The following is a 17,908-nucleotide window of genomic DNA, read 5'->3' as shown; positions in this document are numbered from 1 at the left end:
CCGCGGGGGGAATTATTGGCCGCGGCCCGGTCCGCCGGGGCGCATTCAAGCCTTCGAATCCACCCGTTTTGCCGGTTGCAGGAGCCGAATCGCCTGCTATACCGCTGCATCCCGCTTACCTGCGCTCGTTCGCAGGAGTGAGCCACAGGAGACCGCCATGACCGACTTCAAGTACAGCCTGACGAATCTCAAACCGGTCGAATCCACCAAAATCGCCCTCACCTTCCCCGACGGCGCGACCCGCGAATTCCCGAAGAACACCACCGGCCTCGACATCGCCAAGGGCATTTCGCCGTCGCTGGCCAAGCGCACGGTGGCGATGGCCCTCGACGGCGCGGTGGTCGATCTTGCCGACCCGATCGAGCATGACGCCAGAATCGAATTCATCGCGCGCGACGACGCCCGCGCGCTGGAACTGATCCGGCACGACGCCGCCCATGTGCTGGCCGAAGCGGTGCAGTCGCTGTGGCCGGGCACGCAGGTGACCATCGGTCCCGTGATCGAAAACGGCTTCTATTACGACTTCTTCCGCAACGAGCCGTTCACCCCGGAAGATTTTTCGGCGATCGAAAAGAAGATGCGCGAGATCATCGCGCGCGACAGACCCTTCACCAAGGAAATCTGGGACCGCGAACAGACCAAACAGGTGTTCCGCGACAACGGCGAGATGTTCAAGGTCGAGCTGGTCGACGCAATTCCCGCCGACCAGACCATCAAGATCTACAAGCAGGGTGACTGGTTCGACCTCTGCCGCGGCCCGCATATGACGTCGACCGGCAAGATCGGCAACGCGTTCAAGCTGATGAAAGTGGCCGGCGCCTATTGGCGGGGCGACAGCAACAACCCGATGCTGACGCGCATCTACGGCACGGCGTTTGCGAAGCAGGAACACCTCGACGCCTACTTGAAGCAGATCGAGGAAGCCGAGAAGCGCGACCACCGCAAGCTGGGCCGCGAGCTCGACCTGTTTCACTTCCAGGAAGAAGGTCCCGGCGTGGTGTTTTGGCACGCCAAGGGCTGGACGATTTTTCAGGCCCTGGTCGCCTATATGCGCCGCCGCCTCACCGGTGATTACAGCGAGGTCAACGCGCCGCAGATCCTCGACAAGGTGCTGTGGGAAACCTCCGGCCATTGGGACTGGTATCGCGAGAACATGTTCGCCGCGCAATCCGCCGGCGACGAGGCCGAGGACAAGCGCTGGTTTGCGTTGAAGCCGATGAACTGTCCCGGCCATGTGCAGATCTTCAAGCACGGGCTGAAGAGCTACCGCGATCTGCCCTTGCGTCTGGCGGAATTCGGCGTGGTGCACCGCTACGAGCCGTCGGGCGCGATGCACGGCCTGATGCGGGTGCGCGGCTTCACCCAGGACGACGCCCACGTGTTCTGCACGGAACAACAGCTCGCCGATGAGTGTCTGAAGATCAACGATCTGATTTTGTCGACCTACACCGATTTCGGCTTCGAGGGCGAACTCACGGTAAAACTCTCGACCCGGCCGGAGAAGCGCGTCGGCACCGACGAGATGTGGGACCATGCCGAACGCGTGATGGCGACGGTGCTCGGGGAGATCGAGGCGAAGAGCCACAATCAGCGCATCAAGACCGCGATCAATCCCGGCGAAGGCGCGTTTTACGGTCCGAAATTCGAATATGTGCTGCGGGATGCCATCGGCCGCGATTGGCAATGCGGCACCACGCAGGTCGACTTCAACCTGCCGGAACGGTTCGGCGCGTTCTACATCGATGCCGACGGCTCGAAGAAGACGCCGGTCATGGTGCACCGCGCGATCTGCGGCTCGATCGAGCGTTTCATCGGCATCCTGATCGAACATTATGCGGGTAACTTCCCGCTCTGGCTGGCGCCGATCCAGGCCGTGGTCACCACCATCACCTCGGAAGGCGACGAATACGCCAAGGTCGTCGCGGCCGCGGCGCGGCGCGCCGGCCTGCGCGTCGAGATCGACCTGCGCAACGAGAAGATCAACTACAAGGTCCGCGAGCACTCGCTGGCGAAGATCCCGGCGCTGCTGGTGGTCGGCAAGAAGGAAGCCGAGACCCATTCGGTTTCGATCCGCAGGCTCGGCAGCGAGGGCCAAACGGTGATGCCGACCGACGAGGCGATCGCCGCGCTGGTCGAAGAGGCCACGCCGCCGGACGTGAAGCGGGCGAAGCTGGAAACCTGATGGCCCGAGAACCGACGACCGACGAACAGGAACTGCCGGCCTACCCGATCCGGGCTTACCAGTTGATCCCGGATCCCAACCAGCCGGCCGTGGTGGCGCTGGCCATCGAAACCGATCAGGGCCACAGCCTTTTCCTGGCGACGCGGGAGATTCTGGAAGATCTCGGGAAGGACCTGCTGGAGCGGGCGGCAAAGATGCCCGTCAAGGCGCGACCAGAATAGTCCGGGTCCGCCATCAGCGGTCGCCAACGGCGTCTCGGGTAAGCTTCCGTTCTTTCAATCGCTCTAAATGCCGCTTGACGGCCTCGTGGGCGGCAACATCGAATGCTATTCGATTGCCAAGTCATTCATGAAAGAGACTGCCGTGCCCGATGCCATCAACCTGCTGAAAACCCGCCGCTCCATCAAACCGCGCGAGATGACCGGCCCCGGCCCCTCGCCCGCCGAACTCGAGACCATCCTGACGATCGGCGCGCGGGTACCCGATCACGGCAAGCTCGCGCCCTGGCGCTTCATCATTTTCGAGGGCGACGCGCGCGTTCGCGCCGGCGAAGTGATCGCAAACGTGTTCGGACGGAAGAAGCCCAACGCGACGCCTGCCGAAATCGATGTCGAGAAGCACCGGCTCACCGACGCGCCGCTGGTGATCGGCGTGGTCAGTTTCACAAAACCGCATCCCAAGGTGCCACCGTGGGAGCAGGAGTTGTCGGCGGGAGCGAGCTCGATGAACATCGTCACGGCGGCGACCGCCCTCGGCTACGGCGCCTGCTGGCTGACCGGCTGGTTCGCGTTCGATCGCGACGTGCTCGACGGACTCGGATTGAAGGCGGACGAAAAGCTCGCTGGCCTGATCCATATCGGCACGCCGTCGAAGCCGAGCGAGGACCGTCCCCGCCCGGCGCTGTCGGATATCGTGACGCGGTTTTGAAGAATCGTCATGCCCGGATGACTAGATCCGGGCATCCATCACTCTTCACAAGATGGTTTCAAGTGAGATCGATTGCCGGGTCAAGCCCGGCAATGACAAAGTTCCTCACGCCGCCCTCGATGCCCGCGCGCCAAACCGCGACAGCAGCGTTTCGATTTCGGCCGCGGGTTTCGCCGCGCTAAACAGAAAGCCCTGCACCTCGTCGCAGCCTTCGGCGCGCAGCCAGGCGAGCTGGTCCTCGGTTTCGACGCCTTCAGCCGTGGTGGTGATGTTGAGGCTGCGGCCAAGGCCGGAGATCGCCCGCACGATCGCGACGCAATCGGGGCGCTCCGCCAGATCCTTCACGAACGAGCGATCGATCTTGATCTTGTCGAACGGAAAGCTCCGGAGATAGCTGAGGCTGGAATATCCAGTGCCGAAATCGTCCATCGAAATGCTGATGCCGAGTTCGCGCAACTGATGCAGGATCGCGAGATTGGCCTCGGTTTCCGCCAGGAACAGCGATTCGGTGATCTCGAGCTCGAGCCGCTTCGGCGACAATCCGGAATTCGCCAGCGCCGAGACCACGACCTGAACCAGGTTGCGGCTGCGAAACTGCACCGGCGACAGGTTGACGGCGATCTTGATCTCCGCGGGCCACTTCACCGCCTCGGCGCAGGCTTCGCGCAGCACCCATTCGCCGAGCGAGACGATCAACCCGATGTCCTCGGCGACAGGGATGAAGTCCGCCGGCGAGATCATGCCCTTCTCGGGATGGCGCCAGCGCAGCAGCGATTCAAAGCCCGATATCCGGTCGGCGACGATGTCCACCAGCGGCTGATAATGCAGCTCGAATTCGCGATTGGCGAAAGCGCGGCGCAGATCGAGCTCCATGTCGCGGCGCTTCTGCGCCTGGCGGTCCATCTCGCGCTCGAAGAAGCGGTGAACGCCTCCGCCGTCCGACTTCGCCCGGTACAGCGCCATATCGGCGTTGCGCATCAGTTCCTCGGTGGTTTCGCCATCGCCGGGCGAAAGCGCAATCCCGATGCTGGCGCCGATCACGACCTCGATGCCGTCGATCGCGTAGCAGGCGCTCAGGAGCTTGATCAGGCGGGATGCAAAATCGCTGGCCTCGTTCGGGGAGACATCGGAAGCAAGGATCACCGCGAACTCGTCGCCGCCCAGGCGGGCGACCAGATTGTTGCCGCGAACCTGCGACCGCAGCCGATCGGCCACCAGCCTCAGGAGACGATCGCCGATCGGATGGCCGAAGGAATCGTTTACGTTCTTGAACAGATCGAGGTCGACACAGAGCACCGCCACGCGCTTGTTTCCGCTCTGGCCTCGCTCCAGCGCCTCGCGAAGCCGATCCTGATAGAGTTCGCGGTTCGGCAGGTTGGTCAGACCGTCATGATGCGCCATAAAGGCGATCCGCGCCTCGGCCTTGCGGCGTTCGGTGATGTCGACCACCGCGACCAGATAGCCGTCGCGGCCCTCGAAGCTGACGCGCCGCCCAAACGTCAGCACCTGAATTTCGCTGCCGTCAGCCTTGAGATGCCCCCAGTTGCGCCCGGAATGAAAGGTCTCGCCGGCCTGCTGCAGGGCCTCGCTATGGCTGACCCATTCGTCCTCCGGCCAGATCTCCCGAAGCTTCATGCGCAGAAAGGTGTCCCGGCTGTAGCCGTAGTGCTGCACCGCCGCGTCGTTGACGCTGAGGAAGCCGGTGGTTTCGGCATCGAACACCCACATCGGCATCGGGTTGTTGTCGAACAACAGGCGAAACGAGGCTTCGCGGCGCTTCAGCGCCGTCACATCCGAAATCGTCAGCGAGAGAATGTCGCCGAAGGCGGTCGCGCCGAGCTTCAGGTTGCGCTGATCGCTGTCGATTTCGAATTGATCGCGGTCGCCGCTCCTGACGACGCCGAGCAATCGCTCGATCACTTCGGGCGAGCAAAGCAGATTGCCGCCGGCGCTGAGCCGGCGCCACTGCAAGTCCGTTGACGGCAGTTTCAACAGCCTTGAGGCGCCCTGATTGAGGTGGACGATCTGGAAATCGAACGGCTGGCCGGCGGAATCTCGAATCGTCGCAAGCGACAGCACGCCCTCATCGGTGGTGGAGAAGATCGCATCCAGCAGATTGTACTGCGGGGCCCGCTCGTTGACATAGATTCCGATCAGCGTGCTGCCCCACCGCGACGACGTCGGCAGCGCCAGGATATCGTAGGTCTGGACCAGGCCGTCGCGGACGCAATGCGCGACCGCGAGACAGGGACGGCCATTGCGTATCGCGTTGACGGCGGCTTCGCTGAGCGCGGTGGCGCAATCCGGCGACAGCGCGCTCAGGGGAATGTCCCACCGCTCGTCGTTCAGCCATTTCTGGATATAGCGGCCGCTGCGCGATACTTCGAGGGTGTCGTTGTTGTGCCAGAGCAGGACGATATGATCCGCCAGCCGCCCGAGGCTGCCCAGCATCACATCTTCATAGCGCGGCAACCGTTCGCCGGGCCGGAGTGCCGCTTGCCATTTGCGCCGCAGGACGGGAACGTCGTCGAACATTTCAGTGTTGAATTTGCCGGATGGTTTCTTGGCAGCAATCATGCTTTCCCCGCAGCGCAAACGTTCAGTCCGTAGCATCCAATGCGATGCAGCGGCTTAAAGCGTTGTAAAGATTGCGGGGCGGTATCGGCAAACCGCGGATTGTGACAGTTTTAAGTCGCCCGATGGTTAGTGCGCGTTAGCGACTATGACAGTCGTCTAATATTCCAAGCTAATGCGCGACGACCTCAACCTCGCCGTCGACGCCGTTGACGACGTTGAACGGACGTTCGTACACCTTGCCCTCGTTCTTGGCGATGGCGCGATACTCGCCCTCGGCCAGGATCACGCGGGGAAATGCGCCGATCGATTCCTTGATGACGTCGCCGCCCGGCGTGATCACCGACCAGGCGGTGTTCGCCAGCGCCTCGCCGCCGGTATCGCTCACCAGCTTCAGCGTGATGACCGCGGCGCGATGGGTGATGGTGACGTCGGTCAGCTTGCCGGCCTGAACGCGGATATCCGAGCGCACCACGGAATTGGCGTCGCCGTAGTTCGAAACGATGTAGTAGGTCCCCTCCGGCACCAGCACGACGTCGCCGGCAGACACGTTCGGCACCAGCGAAGCGCGCTCGCCGACTTCGAACTGGCTGCCCTTGTAGATCGCGAACGATATCTGGTTCTGCGGGATCTTGCTGGTGCCGACGCGGCCTTCGATGCGAAGGCCGCCCGCCGGCAGCAGGAAGGATTCGCGGTCGGTCTCGGCCTTCAGCGTCACCGAGCGAACCGCACTGACCAGTCCGAACGCGACATGAACCACATATCCGCCCGGCGGCAGCACGATATTGGGCGTGGCGCCGCGATCCTCGCGGATCATCTTGAAGGTGCCGGTCTCGTCGGGCTTGTCCGCAAACACCCGCCACACCAGTCCGTTGCCGATGACCGGCAGGTCCTTGCCGTAACGCGCCGTCAGCGACAGCAATGCCTGGCCGGGCGCCGCCGCACCCTGCGGCGCGACCACGGGCGGCACAGCGACTATGGAAGGCTGCGTCATGGATGGTTGCGTCAGTGGCGCGGGCAGGCTTGGAATCGACGCGGGACCGGAGGGCGGAGCCAGATTCATCGCAGGCCCCGAGGGCTCCGGAACCGCGGCCGGAGGCACCGGCGGCGGGCGATCGCTGAACATCTGGGCGTTGGCCGGCGCGGCGAATGAAATCAGGAGGCCGGCGAGCGCAAGCGCCGGCAGCCGGCGTCCGCCCGGCCGGGATCGATCAATGCCATTACCCCCTGAAGTCATGAAGCATGCTTTTCACTGAAAACGCGGCAAATTCAAGCCTGCAGGCCCCGTTGGATCACGGGCCGGGAACCGCCGGCAAGGCCGGGGTATTATTCAAAAGTCCGCGATCCCATCACAATACCTGCCTGGCCCACCCGAAAGCACGGCATAAACCATGCTTGTGATACAAAGTGGCGGGGCCAAACTATAGCGATTAGCCTCGCGCCCCAGGAGATACCATGTGCTGGAAATTTTGATCGGACGCAGCCAAAACGGCGCCGAAGGCCGCGACAAGGTAGGGCTTGGCAGCATCCGGCGGCCGGTGATCGGGCTGGCGCTGGGCGGCGGCGCCGCGCGCGGATTCGCCCATATCGGTATTGTCCGAACCCTGATCGCCCATGGCATCGTTCCCAACGTCGTGGTCGGCACCTCGATCGGCGCGGTAGTCGGCGGCGCCTATGCGGCAGGTCACCTCGACACGCTGGAGGAATGGGCGCGCAGCCTGCAGCCGCGCAACATTCTCGGCTATCTCGATATCCGCCTCAACGGCTCGGGCCTGATCGGCGGCGACAAGCTTGCCGCACAACTGGAGGCCGCGATCGGCCCGACCCTGATCGAGGACTTGCCGCTGAAATTTGCCACCGTCGCCACCGAAGTTCGCACCGGCCATGAAATCTGGCTGACCCATGGCCGCATGGTCGATGCAATGCGCGCCTCCTATGCGCTGCCCGGGATATTTTCGCCGGTACTGATCGGCGACCGCTGGCTGGTCGACGGCGCGCTGGTGAATCCGGTGCCGGTGTCGGCCGCACGGGCGCTGGGAGCGGAAATCGTAATCGCCGCCAACCTTTCCAGTGATGTCTTCACCCATTCCACGACGATCTATTCCCATGGCGCCACGGCGGAAACCCCCGAGGCTCTGGTCGAGCCGGCGCCGCCGAAACGCGGCTTCGGCAAGTTGTTTTCGGCCGAGCGCACCATGAAGCGCGAATTTTTCGGCGGCGGCGGACGGCCGGGCATCTCCAGCGTCATGGTCGACGCCTTTAACATCATGCAGGACCGCATCACGCGCGCCCGCCTCGCCGGCGATCCGCCTGATCTCCTGATATCGCCCCGGGTTGGTCAAATCGGCTGGTTCGATTTCCACCGTGCCAACGATCTGATCGCGTTCGGCGCGCGCGCCGCCGAGCGCGCCATCGACTCCATCCAGGAGGCGATCCACATTCTCGCGCCCGCTTCGAGCCGGCCTGGGCCGGTGGCCGACAGAGAACCGTGAGCAGCCTTGCGCGCCGCGGTCAGGCGGTCTTGATGTAGTCGCGCAGCGCTTCCTGCTCCATCTCGTATTCGCCGACGCGCCACTTGACGACGTCGCCGATCGAGATCAGGCCGACGACCTTTTCGCCCTCGACCACCGGCAAATGCCTGAATTTGCCCAACGTCATCATTTCCATGATCGAGGCAACGGTATCGGCCGGCTTGCAACTGACGACCTTGCGCGTCATCACCGCGCTGACCGGCTCGTCGAGCACGCCGGCGCCGCGTTCACCGAGCACGCGCACGATGTCGCGCTCCGACAGGATGCCTTCGATCCGGGCCTTGCTCATCACCAGCACGGCGCCGATTTTCCTTTCCGCCAGAATCTTGATCGCAGCCGAGAGCTTGGCGTCCGGCTCGACGCCCTGAATCTGGTGGCCTTTGGAATCGAGGATTGCATGTACCGTCATTGTCGTCTCCCTGAAGCCGGTCGCGCCCTCGAGCGAGCGCGATCGTTATTCTCTTGAGTCTTCAATCAACAGTTTGGCGCCGGTTTTGTTGCAGCGCGGTCGGCAAGCACGCGCATAAGCACGCCGGCGGGCTTATGCCCTTGCCTCATGACATTTCAGATGATGGATGAAATCGAGTTGCGCCGCAAGCGACGATCGGCCGGTGTGTTATGCGTCGCGCGATGACGCAGGCGCAGCATCGGCGGCGGGGCGCGGCACCGGATCGAACAGCGAAAACAACACGAGCCCGGCGAAAAATCCGCCGATATGCGCTTGCCAGGCGACGCTCGCGCCATCGCTGCCGATCGCGATCGATCCGACGCCGAAGATGATGTTGACGCCGAACCAGACCCCGAGAAAACCGAGCACGCGCGGATTGCGCAGCGCACGCGACAGCGAAAGCGCGGGCACCTTGGCCGCGGCATCGGCGTCGCCGCGGCTGAACGACAGGAAGCTGCCCTGCACGAAGGCAAAGCGGATCGCGGCTGCCATTGTGCCGGACACCGACGCCGAAGCGCCGATCATCGGCGCCACCGCGTGCTCATGGGTGACGAGATGCGCCAGCGCGCCGGCGGCCGCGGTCACCGCCATGAACAGGAAAAACCTGACCGCGCCGAAGCGGCGCGCCAGCGCGCTGCCGAACGGCAACAGCCACAGCACGTTGAATCCGATATGGCTGAGATTGGCGTGCAGCAGCGAATAGGTCACGAAGGTCCAGACCTTGGCGCCGGCGCCGCCGGGAAAATCGATCGCCAGCAACGTCGAATCGTAGCGTTTCGGGATGAAGCCGAACACGTCGATGGTCCAGTTTTCCCATTCCGGCGGCAGCAGCACCCGCAAATGGATCACCGCCAGCAGCAGGATGTAGGCGGTCAACGCACCGGGCAGCGTCAGGATCGGTTCGCGCGGGGGTTCCGGCGCGAGGTCTGGCGGCAATTCTGGCTGGGATTCCAAGGGCTCAAGACCTACAGCGACCGGCTCTCGCGAGCGATTGCGCCCCATTAGAGCGTTTTCGCGCGAAGTGGAAGCCGGTTGGCGTGAAGAAAAGCGTCAAACGGCAGGGATGGAAAAGGCCGGGCTTCGGGCCCGGCCCTTTGTTGCCTGTGCCAATCTGCTCAGGGCAAGGTGGAAATCATCCCTTCGCCAGCGGAACCGCGACAAACCTTGTCGCATCGGCGCTCTTCACCTGCAGCAGCACGCTTTGCTTGCCGCTGGAGCGGGCATCGCTCAGCGCCGATCGCACATCGCTGACGTTGGCGACCGACTTGCCGCCGACATTGAGGATCACATCACCGGTCTTGACGCCGTGTTCGGCGGCCGGACCGTCCGGATCGACCGACGTCACCACGACGCCCTTGTCTCCGGCGCCGTCGACTTCGCCCGCGGGCGCAAGGCTGAGGCCGAGACGCGGGGTACCTGGGGTCGCCTTCGATGACTGGTCCCCGCCCGCGTTGGCCTGGCGGTCATTGGGCAATTCGCCAAGGGTCAGAGTCACCGTCCTGGACTGGCTCTTGTGCAGGACATCGAGTTTCACGGAAGTGCCGGGCGCCATCACGCTGATGGTGCGGGCCAGGTCGCGCGAGTCCTTCACGTCGGTGCCGTTGACCGAGGTGATGACGTCACCGGCCTCGATGCCCGCCTTGGCGGCCGGGCTTCCCGCTTGCGGATTGTCCACTATCGCACCCCTCGCCTGCTTCAAGCCAAGGCTGTTGGCGATATCGGCGGTGACCGGCTGCACTTGCACGCCGAGCCAGCCGCGCTTGATGTAACCCTTGTCCTTGAGCTGGGCGACGACGAGTTTTGCGGTGGCGGCGGGAATGTCGAAGCCGATGCCGACCGAGCCGCCCGACGGCGAGAAGATCGCGGTGTTCACGCCGATCACGTTGCCGTTCATGTCGAACGCCGGACCGCCGGAATTACCCTTGTTGATGGGCGCGTCGATCTGGATGTAATCGTCATACGGACCCGCGCCGATGTCGCGGCCGCTGGCGGAAACGATGCCGGCGGTCACCGTGCCGCCGAGGCCGAAGGGATTGCCGACCGCGACCACCCAGTCACCGATGCGCGACGGCTGGTCGGCGAACTTCACATAGGAGAAATCCTTCTTGCCGTCGACCTTGATCAGCGCGAGGTCGGTCTTCTGGTCGGTGCCGACCACCTTGGCCGTATGGATGGTGCCGTCGTCGGTCGTGACCTGAACCGATTTGGCGTGATCGACCACATGATTGTTGGTCACCGCATAGCCATCCGGCGAAATGAAGAAGCCCGAGCCTTCGCCGGTGATGACCTGATGCTGGCGCGGCATGCCGTCAAGGCCACCGAAGCCGTTCTGACCGCGGAAGCCGAACCGCCTAAAGAACTGGTCCGGCGAAGCGGATTGATCGGAATTCCCGTCGCCGTCGCGCTGGGTCACTGCGGCGTTGCCGCCATCTTCATCGATCTTGACCCGGACCGAAATCACCGCCGGTTTGACCTTGCTGACCAGATCGGCAAAGCCCGCGGGAGCCAGGGCCGCCTCGGCCGCATGCGCCGACGCGGTCCACGCCGGAAGATTGTTGGCAACCGGCCCGGCGGCGCAAACGGCCATGCCGAGCCCGGCGGCGGAAGCAAGGAGTGCGAGCCGGCGCGGCCTGAAGATTTTCCGCGGTACGACAGGCGGGGTATTCGATTGATCGCTCATGATGGCGTCTCCAATGTTCGGTTAAGGGAAATCCCTGTCCCAACATTGGCGAGCGCACATTACGACGTCCTGTTCACCGGATTAATGTTTTGAAAGAACGATGCGGCGGAGAGTCGCCGCGAGCGCCGGCGCAGATCAGCGCGGAGTTCATCGGCCCGCGGATTCAACGGCGAACGCCGCAGCGGCAGCCAGTGAGAAACCATCATCGCGGCGCGAAGCGCATGCGGGTAACAAATCCGTGACGGCACAAAGCAAAAAGGGAGGGCTCTGAGAAAGCCCTCCCTCATCTGTGCTGATCTTTTTCGCGCCGGGCCCGGGGCGATATCCCCACCCCTCCCCGCGCGATGACCAAACTGTTTGACGCCGCCTGTGTAGCAACTTCGCGGGAACCCATCAGAAACCGGCGAAGCGAGTGAGCGGATCCTAGCCAGCCGCGCGCCGATCCCCAAGGCGATAGTTAATTTAACCTTAACGGCACAAAGGCGCCGCCAAAGCTCCGAAACCACGCCTGCGGCATGGACGCTGCAAAGCACCTCTTGCAAAACAGAGAAGGGAATGCGCGTGAGCAAAAGCGGGACAGATATGTCCCACCGAGCCGGGCGCGGGGCGAGGTCGATATGAAACATCCGTCAACCCGGGAATTTTTCGCATATTGGGACGAGAAACGCGGCGCCGCGCGTGCGCCGGACCGCAGCGAGATCGAGCCCGGTGCGGTGCGCGAGTTGCTCGGCGACATCTTCGTGTTGTCCTATGACGCGCCATCCGGTTATCCATTTCGCGTCGCCGGCACCCGGGTTTGCGCCCTGCTCGGCGGCGACCTGAAAGACCGCAGCTTTTCGGCGCTGTTTGCCCCGGACGCCCGCCGCGAGATCGAGGACATCATCGCGGTCGTATCTGAGGAGATGCTCGCCGCCGTCGCCGGCATTACCGCCACCGCGCAGGATGGGTCGCCGGCGCATCTGGAATTGCTGCTATTGCCGTTCAACGCCCGCGCCCACGCGCCGCTGAGCCTGACCGGATTGCTGGCGCCGTTCGAAAGCGAACACCGCCTGCTGCGCGACTTCAAACTGACGTCGTATCGCTATCTCGCCCACCAGCCGCAAAAGCTCGTTCCACGCGCGCTGCGCAAGCTGGCGGTCGCGCGCGGCTTCATGGTCTATGAAGGCCTGAGCTAGAGCGCAAATCGCATTCGAAGCAGCAAGCCCGATCGCCGCTTCCGCCGGTACCGTCGGGCAGCGTCTTCACGCCGGCCGCGGCGGCAGAATATGAAATAGCTCACCTTTCGCTCAGGGCGTGCGAAAAATATATCGCGGTGAGGTAGCGTTCAAAGATTATTCCCCGTGTGGTAGTTTCGGCTTCCGGTGCCGTCAGCGTTGCGCTGCGCGACTTTGAAGGGAGCTCCGATATGTCCACCACACGCAAGAATGTCTGGGAACTCGGCGGCGACTGGGCCGATCCGATCCTCTGGTATGCGCGCGGCGTCAAGGCGATGAAGTCGCGCGCGTTGAAGGAACCCACCGCCTGGCGGTTCTACGGCGCGATCCATGGCTTTGATCAGCAGATGTGGCAGCAGGTCGGCTATCTCGGTTCCACGGACGAAATGCCGAGCCGCGCCGACATCAAGACCTATTGGCAACAATGCCAGCACGGAAGCTGGTACTTCCTGCCCTGGCATCGCGGTTATCTGATCGGCTTCGAAGCGATCATTCGCGATGCGGTCGTGCAACTCGGCGGCCCCGCCGGCTGGGCGCTTCCCTATTGGAACTATTTCAAGCCGAACCAGAACCAGCTGCCGCCCGCCTTCGCGTCGCCGGACTGGCCGGACGGCAGCGGCGACAATCCACTTTATGTTCCGCAGCGCTACGGTCCCGATAACAACGGCCACGTCTATGTGCCGATGGATCAGGTCGACCTGAACGCGCTCGGCGATCCCGACTTCATTGGCGCCGGCAGCGGCGGCAGCCAGGGTTTTGGCGGCGTCAACACCGGCTTCAGTCACGGCGGCAGGGTCCATGGCGGTGTCGAGACCCAGCCGCACGACAACGTGCACGGACTGGTCGGCGGTGGCGACGACCAGACGCTGGGGCTAATGTCCTGGCCGGATCTGGCGGGGCTGGATCCGATCTTCTGGCTGCATCACGCCAACATCGACCGGCTGTGGGAGGTATGGCTGCGCATCCCGGCCTCGACGGGCGATCCGACCACCGCGAACTGGGTCAAAGGTCCCGCCAGCGTCGGCCAGCGGGCCTTCGTCATGCCGATGCCGGGCGGCAAAAGCTGGACCTACACGCCCGGCGATATGGGGGATCTTTCGAAGCTTGGTTATGATTATGATGATGTCACGCCGCCATCTGCAACACCGCAAATGGTCGCGCGGTTGCAGCGGCTCGGTGTGCCGCAGGCCGAAGCAATCGCCAGGAGCAACGCCATGGCTGGGCCCAAGACTGCTGACACGACAGCTGACAAGACCGCTGAACTGCTAGGCGCCAACCAACAGAGCCTGAGCCTGACCGGCGCGGAGGCCCGCACCTCGGTCACGCTCGACACCGCGGTCCGCGCCAAAGTCGTCACCAGCTTCGCGGCCGCGGCCGGCGGCGGCGCCCCCGATCGGGTCTTCCTGAACCTGGAGAATGTGCGCGGCCTCAACGACGCCACCGTGTTCAGCGTCTACATCAACGTCCCCGATGGCGACGATCCGGCCAGCCATCCCGAACTCAAAGCGGGCAGCATCGCGCTGTTCGGCGTGCGCAAGGCAACGATGACGGTCGACCAGCAGGCCGGCGACGGCCTCACTTTCGTGCTCGACATCACCCACATCATCGACGCCCTGCACGTCGCCGGCAATCTGAACGTCTCGCAGCTCCATGTCCGTCTGGTGCCGCGAAATCCAGTGCCGGAGTCGGCGCAAGTCAGCATCGGCCGCATCAGCGTATTCCGGCAAAACCACTGACGGAGCCGCAGGATGGCGAACACCGCGCGCCGGCCCGAAGCCTGGCTCGTCGTTCTGGCATCGATCGGCCTCGGCGCCTGGTCGATGCTGGCGCTCGGCGAGAGCGAACTGACCCTGCCCGCCCTTTGCTCCGCCGGCACGCCGTGGGGAACGCCACCGTCGCTTCCGCTCGACCTCGCGCTGATGCTGCATTCGCCGGCGAAACTCGCGGCCGACTGGGCGCTGATGGTTGCCGCCATGATGACGCCTTTGCTCGTTGCGCCGCTGCGGCATGTCCGGGACCGCAGCTTTGTTCGCCGCCGCCCGCGCGCGACGCTGCTCTTCATATCCGGCTATGCCGCCGTGTGGATGATCGCGGGCGTGGCGCTGCAGGCCGTTGCACTCGCGGCACTGTGGGCTGTACCCGCACCGCTGCCTTGCCTCGGCGTCGCGGCCGCCGCCGCGAGCACGTGGCAGGTCTCGCCCGCCAAGCAATGGTGCCTGAATCGCTGCCATCGCCAGCCGCAGCTCGCCGCGTTCGGCGCGGCGGCGGATCGCGATGCCATCGTTTTCGGATTGACCAACGGCACCTCATGCGCCGGCGCGTGCTGGGCGCTGATGTTGCCGATGCTCCTCGTGGGGCACGCTCACCTCTGGGCGATGATCGCTGTGACGCTGTTCGTCTGTGCCGAACGGCTCGAAAGCCCCGCCCCGCTCGCATGGCGCGTGCGAGGCGCGGGCAAGGCCCTGCGCATCGCCGCCGCGCAGACGCGCATGCGACTGGCTCCGCAGGGCCGATTGAGGGAGGTCTTGCCGTGAAGCCGGGAATTCCCGTGAAGAAAACGCGTCGAATATAGGACCTGGAATCCCCATCACTCCGCCAATTCGGGCCACGGCACGATCGTCGATTTCACCGTCTTCATCGCCATCGCGTCGGCTACCGCCTGGCCGATGCCGGCTTCCGAAAACGGATACAGCGTCTGCATCTCGAGCCATGGATATTTGTTGCGGGTGCGGTACAGCATGTCGACGCCGAGCGGCAGGTCGTTGCCGGTGAAACCCCAGGAGCCGAGCACGTTGAGGTCCTTGGTGCAGATGCGGTGCCACGACGTATTGATCGAGCCGGCGTCGGTGAACTGGCCCATCTCGACATAGGTGCCGCCGTCGCGCAGCATCTCGATGCCTTCGGGACCGGCGCTCGGATGGCCCGAGCAATCCATCACGAGATCGGCGCCGAAGCCGCCGACGATGTCGCGCACCCGATTGATGCGGGCTTCCGGCGTTGTGACTTCCTCAATGTCCACGGTCGTTTCCGCACCGAACCTGCGCGCCAGCTTCAGCCGCGGCGTCTCTGGCGCCCCGACGCAGATCACCCTGCCCGCGCCCATTTCCTGCGCGGCGGCCACCGCCAGGATTCCGATCGGACCGGAGCCCTGAATGACGACGGTGTCGCCCCAGCTGAATCCGCCTGCGCGCGTGGCGCGGTTGAAGGCGCGGATGCAGGAGGTCAACGGCTCCGACAGCGCGCCCAGCCGCAGCGACATGTCGTCGGGCAATTTGTAGATCTTGGTGCCCGGCAGCATCTCGAGATCGACGTAGACATATTCGGCCCAGCCGCCCCACAGATGCGGCGCCTTGTCGAAGCCGAGATAGCGGCCGTAATAGACCGGCGTCAGGCATTTGTTGGCGCTCTCAGGATAATGGATGCAGTAATAGCAATGGCCGCACGGCATCAGCGGCGGGATCATCACTTTCGATCCCACTTTCAGCGGCTTGCTCATGAAGTCTTCCGTGAACTCCGAGCCGACCTCGACCAGCACGCCACCGATCTCATGGCCGAGCGTGAACGGCCAGGGCAGTGGCTTCGGCCAATGCCCTTTGAGGATATGCAGATCGGTGCCGCAAACCCCGCAGGCGCCGACTTTTATCAGCGCCGCCTTCTTCGGAATCGTCGGCCATGGCACGGTGCGGATGACCGGCTGCGCGCCGGGGCCTTCATAGGTGCATACGCGGATTTCTTGCATGTGGTTTCCTCCCCGGCCCTTCGGCGATTGTTGATTTGAGTTGCGCGGGCGGAAACGAGGTTATGTGAAGTAGGCGGGGATGCCAATGTGGTGCAAACGAACGGATTGCCCCGCGATTGACAGGCGCACCGCACCGTCTCAGGTTACGCCGACTTCGAATGAGGGCCGAGGCGTTGCGCAGTCGCTGGATGATCCTTGCCGTCCTGTTCGTGGTTCGCCTCACCATGGCGTTTCAGTTCCAGAGCGTCGCGGCGGTCGCGCCGCTGCTGGCCACCCGATTTGGCGTGGGCCTCGCCGACATCGGCCTCCTGATCGGTCTGTATTTCACGCCGGGCGTTGCGCTGGCCTTGCCGGGCGGCGCCATCGGGCAAAGGTTCGGCGACAAGCCGACGGTGCTCGGCGCGCTGTTGCTGATGCTCGTCGGCGGCCTCGCGATGGCGCTGTCGGATTCCTGGACCGTGCAAATCGCGGGACGGCTGGTCGCCGGTGCCGGTGGCGTCCTGCTCAACGTGCAGATGACGAAAATGGTGGCCGACTGGTTTGCCGGCAAGGAGATCGCAACCGCGATGGCGATCTTCGTCAATTCATGGCCGGCCGGCGTCGCGCTCTCGCTGTTGTCCCTGCCCCTGATCGGCACCGCGTATGGCGTAAGCGCGGTCTATCTCGCGGTGGCGGCGCTGATCGGATTGGCCTTCGTTCTGCTGGCCGCGGCATATCAGGCGCCGGCGAGCACCGTCATCACCGCCGCTTCATCCGCGCGGCTCGACCGTAACGCTGCGATCGCGGTGATCGCGGCAGGCCTGATCTGGGGCCTCTACAATGTCGGCTTTGCGATGATCTTCAGCTTCGGGCCCTCGATGCTGGTCGAACGCGGCTGGTCGATATCGGCGGCAGGTTCGATCATCAGCATCGTGCTGTGGCTGGCGGTGATCGCGGTACCGCTCGGAGGCTTTCTCGCCGATCGCAGCGGACGACCGCAATTTATCCTGGTCGCCGGCTGCATCGTGTTCGCGATGCTGATGCTGGCGCTGCCGCGCAGCGGCGCCGTGGTCCTGACGGTCGCAGCACTTGGACTGGTCAGCGGCCAGCCGGCCGGGCCAATCCTGAGCTTGCCCGCGCGCGTGCTGAGACCCGAGACGCGGGCGCTCGGCATGGGCATATTCTACACCCTTTATTATGCCACGATGATGCTGGGACCGGTCGTCGCCGGCGCCTGTGCCAAATCGACCGGCAGCGCCACGGCCGCCTTCGATTTCGGCGCCGCCGTGCTGCTGGCGTGCCCGGTGCTGCTGTTGGGATTCAATCGGATTCCGGCGAACAGTCCCCGCACAGCGTGAGCGCCCATACTTGTTGCAACCGCCGCTAACCGCTCATTAACCTTGCCGGCCGTAGGGTCTGGCGATAGCCGGTTGTCGGGTAACGAAATGGCGTTGGCGAACAAGAAATCGATCCTCCCGGCCACCGAAGAGCGCCGGCGCTTCCAGCGGGTGAAGGTACACTTGCTCGGCCGCTACATGCTGCCCGACCGCCGCGAATTTCCCTGCCAGATCATCAATATGTCGCCCGGTGGGCTGGCTTTGCTGGCACCAGGTATCGGCAATGTCGGCGACCGC

15 protein-coding genes are annotated in these 17,908 nt (G+C 64.1%); 9 read left to right on the top strand and 6 right to left on the bottom strand.

All coding sequences use genetic code 11. The features are described from left to right. Positions 1–157: 157 nt before the first annotated feature. The 3 genes from thrS to QZ213_RS00960 all read left to right on the top strand — a co-directional run bounded on the left by thrS (position 158) and on the right by QZ213_RS00960 (position 3,109). Positions 158–2,182 carry a threonine--tRNA ligase gene (gene thrS / locus QZ213_RS00970; RefSeq protein WP_291684167.1) on the top strand — a complete coding sequence of 675 codons (2,025 nt, stop codon included), beginning with the start codon at positions 158–160 and terminating at the stop codon, positions 2,180–2,182. Next, the gene (locus tag QZ213_RS00965; RefSeq protein ID WP_291684166.1) at positions 2,182–2,403 is read left to right on the top strand and encodes a hypothetical protein; all 222 of its coding nucleotides are present in this window, start codon (positions 2,182–2,184) and stop codon (positions 2,401–2,403) included. The genes thrS and QZ213_RS00965 overlap by 1 nt, the downstream gene beginning before the upstream one ends. A gap of 142 nt (positions 2,404–2,545) precedes the next feature. Further along, the gene (locus tag QZ213_RS00960; protein WP_291684202.1) at positions 2,546–3,109 is read left to right on the top strand and encodes a nitroreductase; all 564 of its coding nucleotides are present in this window, start codon (positions 2,546–2,548) and stop codon (positions 3,107–3,109) included. Positions 3,110–3,214: 105 nt separating this feature from the next. Here QZ213_RS00960 and QZ213_RS00955 read toward each other — a convergent pair whose 3' ends face one another. Together QZ213_RS00955 and QZ213_RS00950 are read right to left on the bottom strand one after the other, a co-directional pair. After that, complete coding sequence (locus QZ213_RS00955; protein ID WP_291684165.1) at positions 3,215–5,686, bottom strand: EAL domain-containing protein; 2,472 nt, start codon at positions 5,684–5,686, stop codon at positions 3,215–3,217. Between the two features lie 169 nt (positions 5,687–5,855). Further along, positions 5,856–6,920: a hypothetical protein gene (locus QZ213_RS00950; RefSeq protein WP_291684164.1), complete on the bottom strand. Its 1,065-nt coding sequence runs from the start codon at positions 6,918–6,920 to the stop codon at positions 5,856–5,858. Between the two features lie 220 nt (positions 6,921–7,140). Here QZ213_RS00950 and QZ213_RS00945 point away from each other — a divergent pair, with 220 nt between their 5' ends. Next, a complete protein-coding gene (locus QZ213_RS00945) occupies positions 7,141–8,175 on the top strand; it encodes a patatin-like phospholipase family protein (RefSeq protein WP_291684163.1) in 1,035 nt (344 codons plus the stop codon). 19 nt (positions 8,176–8,194) lie between these two features. Here QZ213_RS00945 and QZ213_RS00940 read toward each other — a convergent pair whose 3' ends face one another. The 3 genes from QZ213_RS00940 to QZ213_RS00930 all read right to left on the bottom strand — a co-directional run bounded on the left by QZ213_RS00940 (position 8,195) and on the right by QZ213_RS00930 (position 11,342). Further along, the gene (locus QZ213_RS00940; protein ID WP_291684162.1) at positions 8,195–8,623 is read right to left on the bottom strand and encodes a CBS domain-containing protein; all 429 of its coding nucleotides are present in this window, start codon (positions 8,621–8,623) and stop codon (positions 8,195–8,197) included. Positions 8,624–8,830: 207 nt separating this feature from the next. Then, on the bottom strand, positions 8,831–9,616 hold the full coding sequence (locus tag QZ213_RS00935) for a rhomboid family intramembrane serine protease (protein ID WP_291684161.1): 786 nt from the start codon (positions 9,614–9,616) through the stop codon (positions 8,831–8,833). A 178-nt stretch (positions 9,617–9,794) separates the two neighbouring features. Then, complete coding sequence (locus QZ213_RS00930; protein WP_291684160.1) at positions 9,795–11,342, bottom strand: Do family serine endopeptidase; 1,548 nt, start codon at positions 11,340–11,342, stop codon at positions 9,795–9,797. A 617-nt stretch (positions 11,343–11,959) separates the two neighbouring features. On the opposite strand from QZ213_RS00930, the gene QZ213_RS00925 reads away from it, so the two are divergent. The 3 genes from QZ213_RS00925 to QZ213_RS00915 all read left to right on the top strand — a co-directional run bounded on the left by QZ213_RS00925 (position 11,960) and on the right by QZ213_RS00915 (position 15,090). Then, positions 11,960–12,517, top strand: coding sequence for a PAS domain-containing protein (locus tag QZ213_RS00925; RefSeq protein WP_291684159.1), 558 nt, complete (start codon positions 11,960–11,962; stop codon positions 12,515–12,517). A gap of 230 nt (positions 12,518–12,747) precedes the next feature. Then, positions 12,748–14,292 carry a tyrosinase family protein gene (locus tag QZ213_RS00920; protein ID WP_291684158.1) on the top strand — a complete coding sequence of 515 codons (1,545 nt, stop codon included), beginning with the start codon at positions 12,748–12,750 and terminating at the stop codon, positions 14,290–14,292. A 12-nt stretch (positions 14,293–14,304) separates the two neighbouring features. Beyond that, the gene (locus QZ213_RS00915) at positions 14,305–15,090 is read left to right on the top strand and encodes a DUF2182 domain-containing protein (protein WP_291684157.1); all 786 of its coding nucleotides are present in this window, start codon (positions 14,305–14,307) and stop codon (positions 15,088–15,090) included. Positions 15,091–15,143: 53 nt separating this feature from the next. Here the strand turns inward: QZ213_RS00915 and QZ213_RS00910 are convergent, their stop codons facing one another. Beyond that, a complete protein-coding gene (locus tag QZ213_RS00910) occupies positions 15,144–16,295 on the bottom strand; it encodes a zinc-binding dehydrogenase (protein WP_291684156.1) in 1,152 nt (383 codons plus the stop codon). Positions 16,296–16,483: 188 nt separating this feature from the next. On the opposite strand from QZ213_RS00910, the gene QZ213_RS00905 reads away from it, so the two are divergent. Beyond that, entirely contained in the window at positions 16,484–17,632 is a 1,149-nt protein-coding gene (locus QZ213_RS00905; protein ID WP_291684155.1) for an MFS transporter, read from the top strand. An 87-nt stretch (positions 17,633–17,719) separates the two neighbouring features. Next, on the top strand, positions 17,720–17,908 hold a 189-nt coding region (locus tag QZ213_RS00900; protein WP_291684154.1), incomplete at its 3' end, for a PilZ domain-containing protein.

It is taken from the genome of Bradyrhizobium sp. (genome assembly GCF_017881085.1).
Lineage (GTDB): Bacteria > Pseudomonadota > Alphaproteobacteria > Rhizobiales > Xanthobacteraceae > Bradyrhizobium.
The sequence above is the reverse complement of the archived record's forward strand: the minus strand, read 5'-3'. Positions and strand labels throughout refer to the sequence as shown.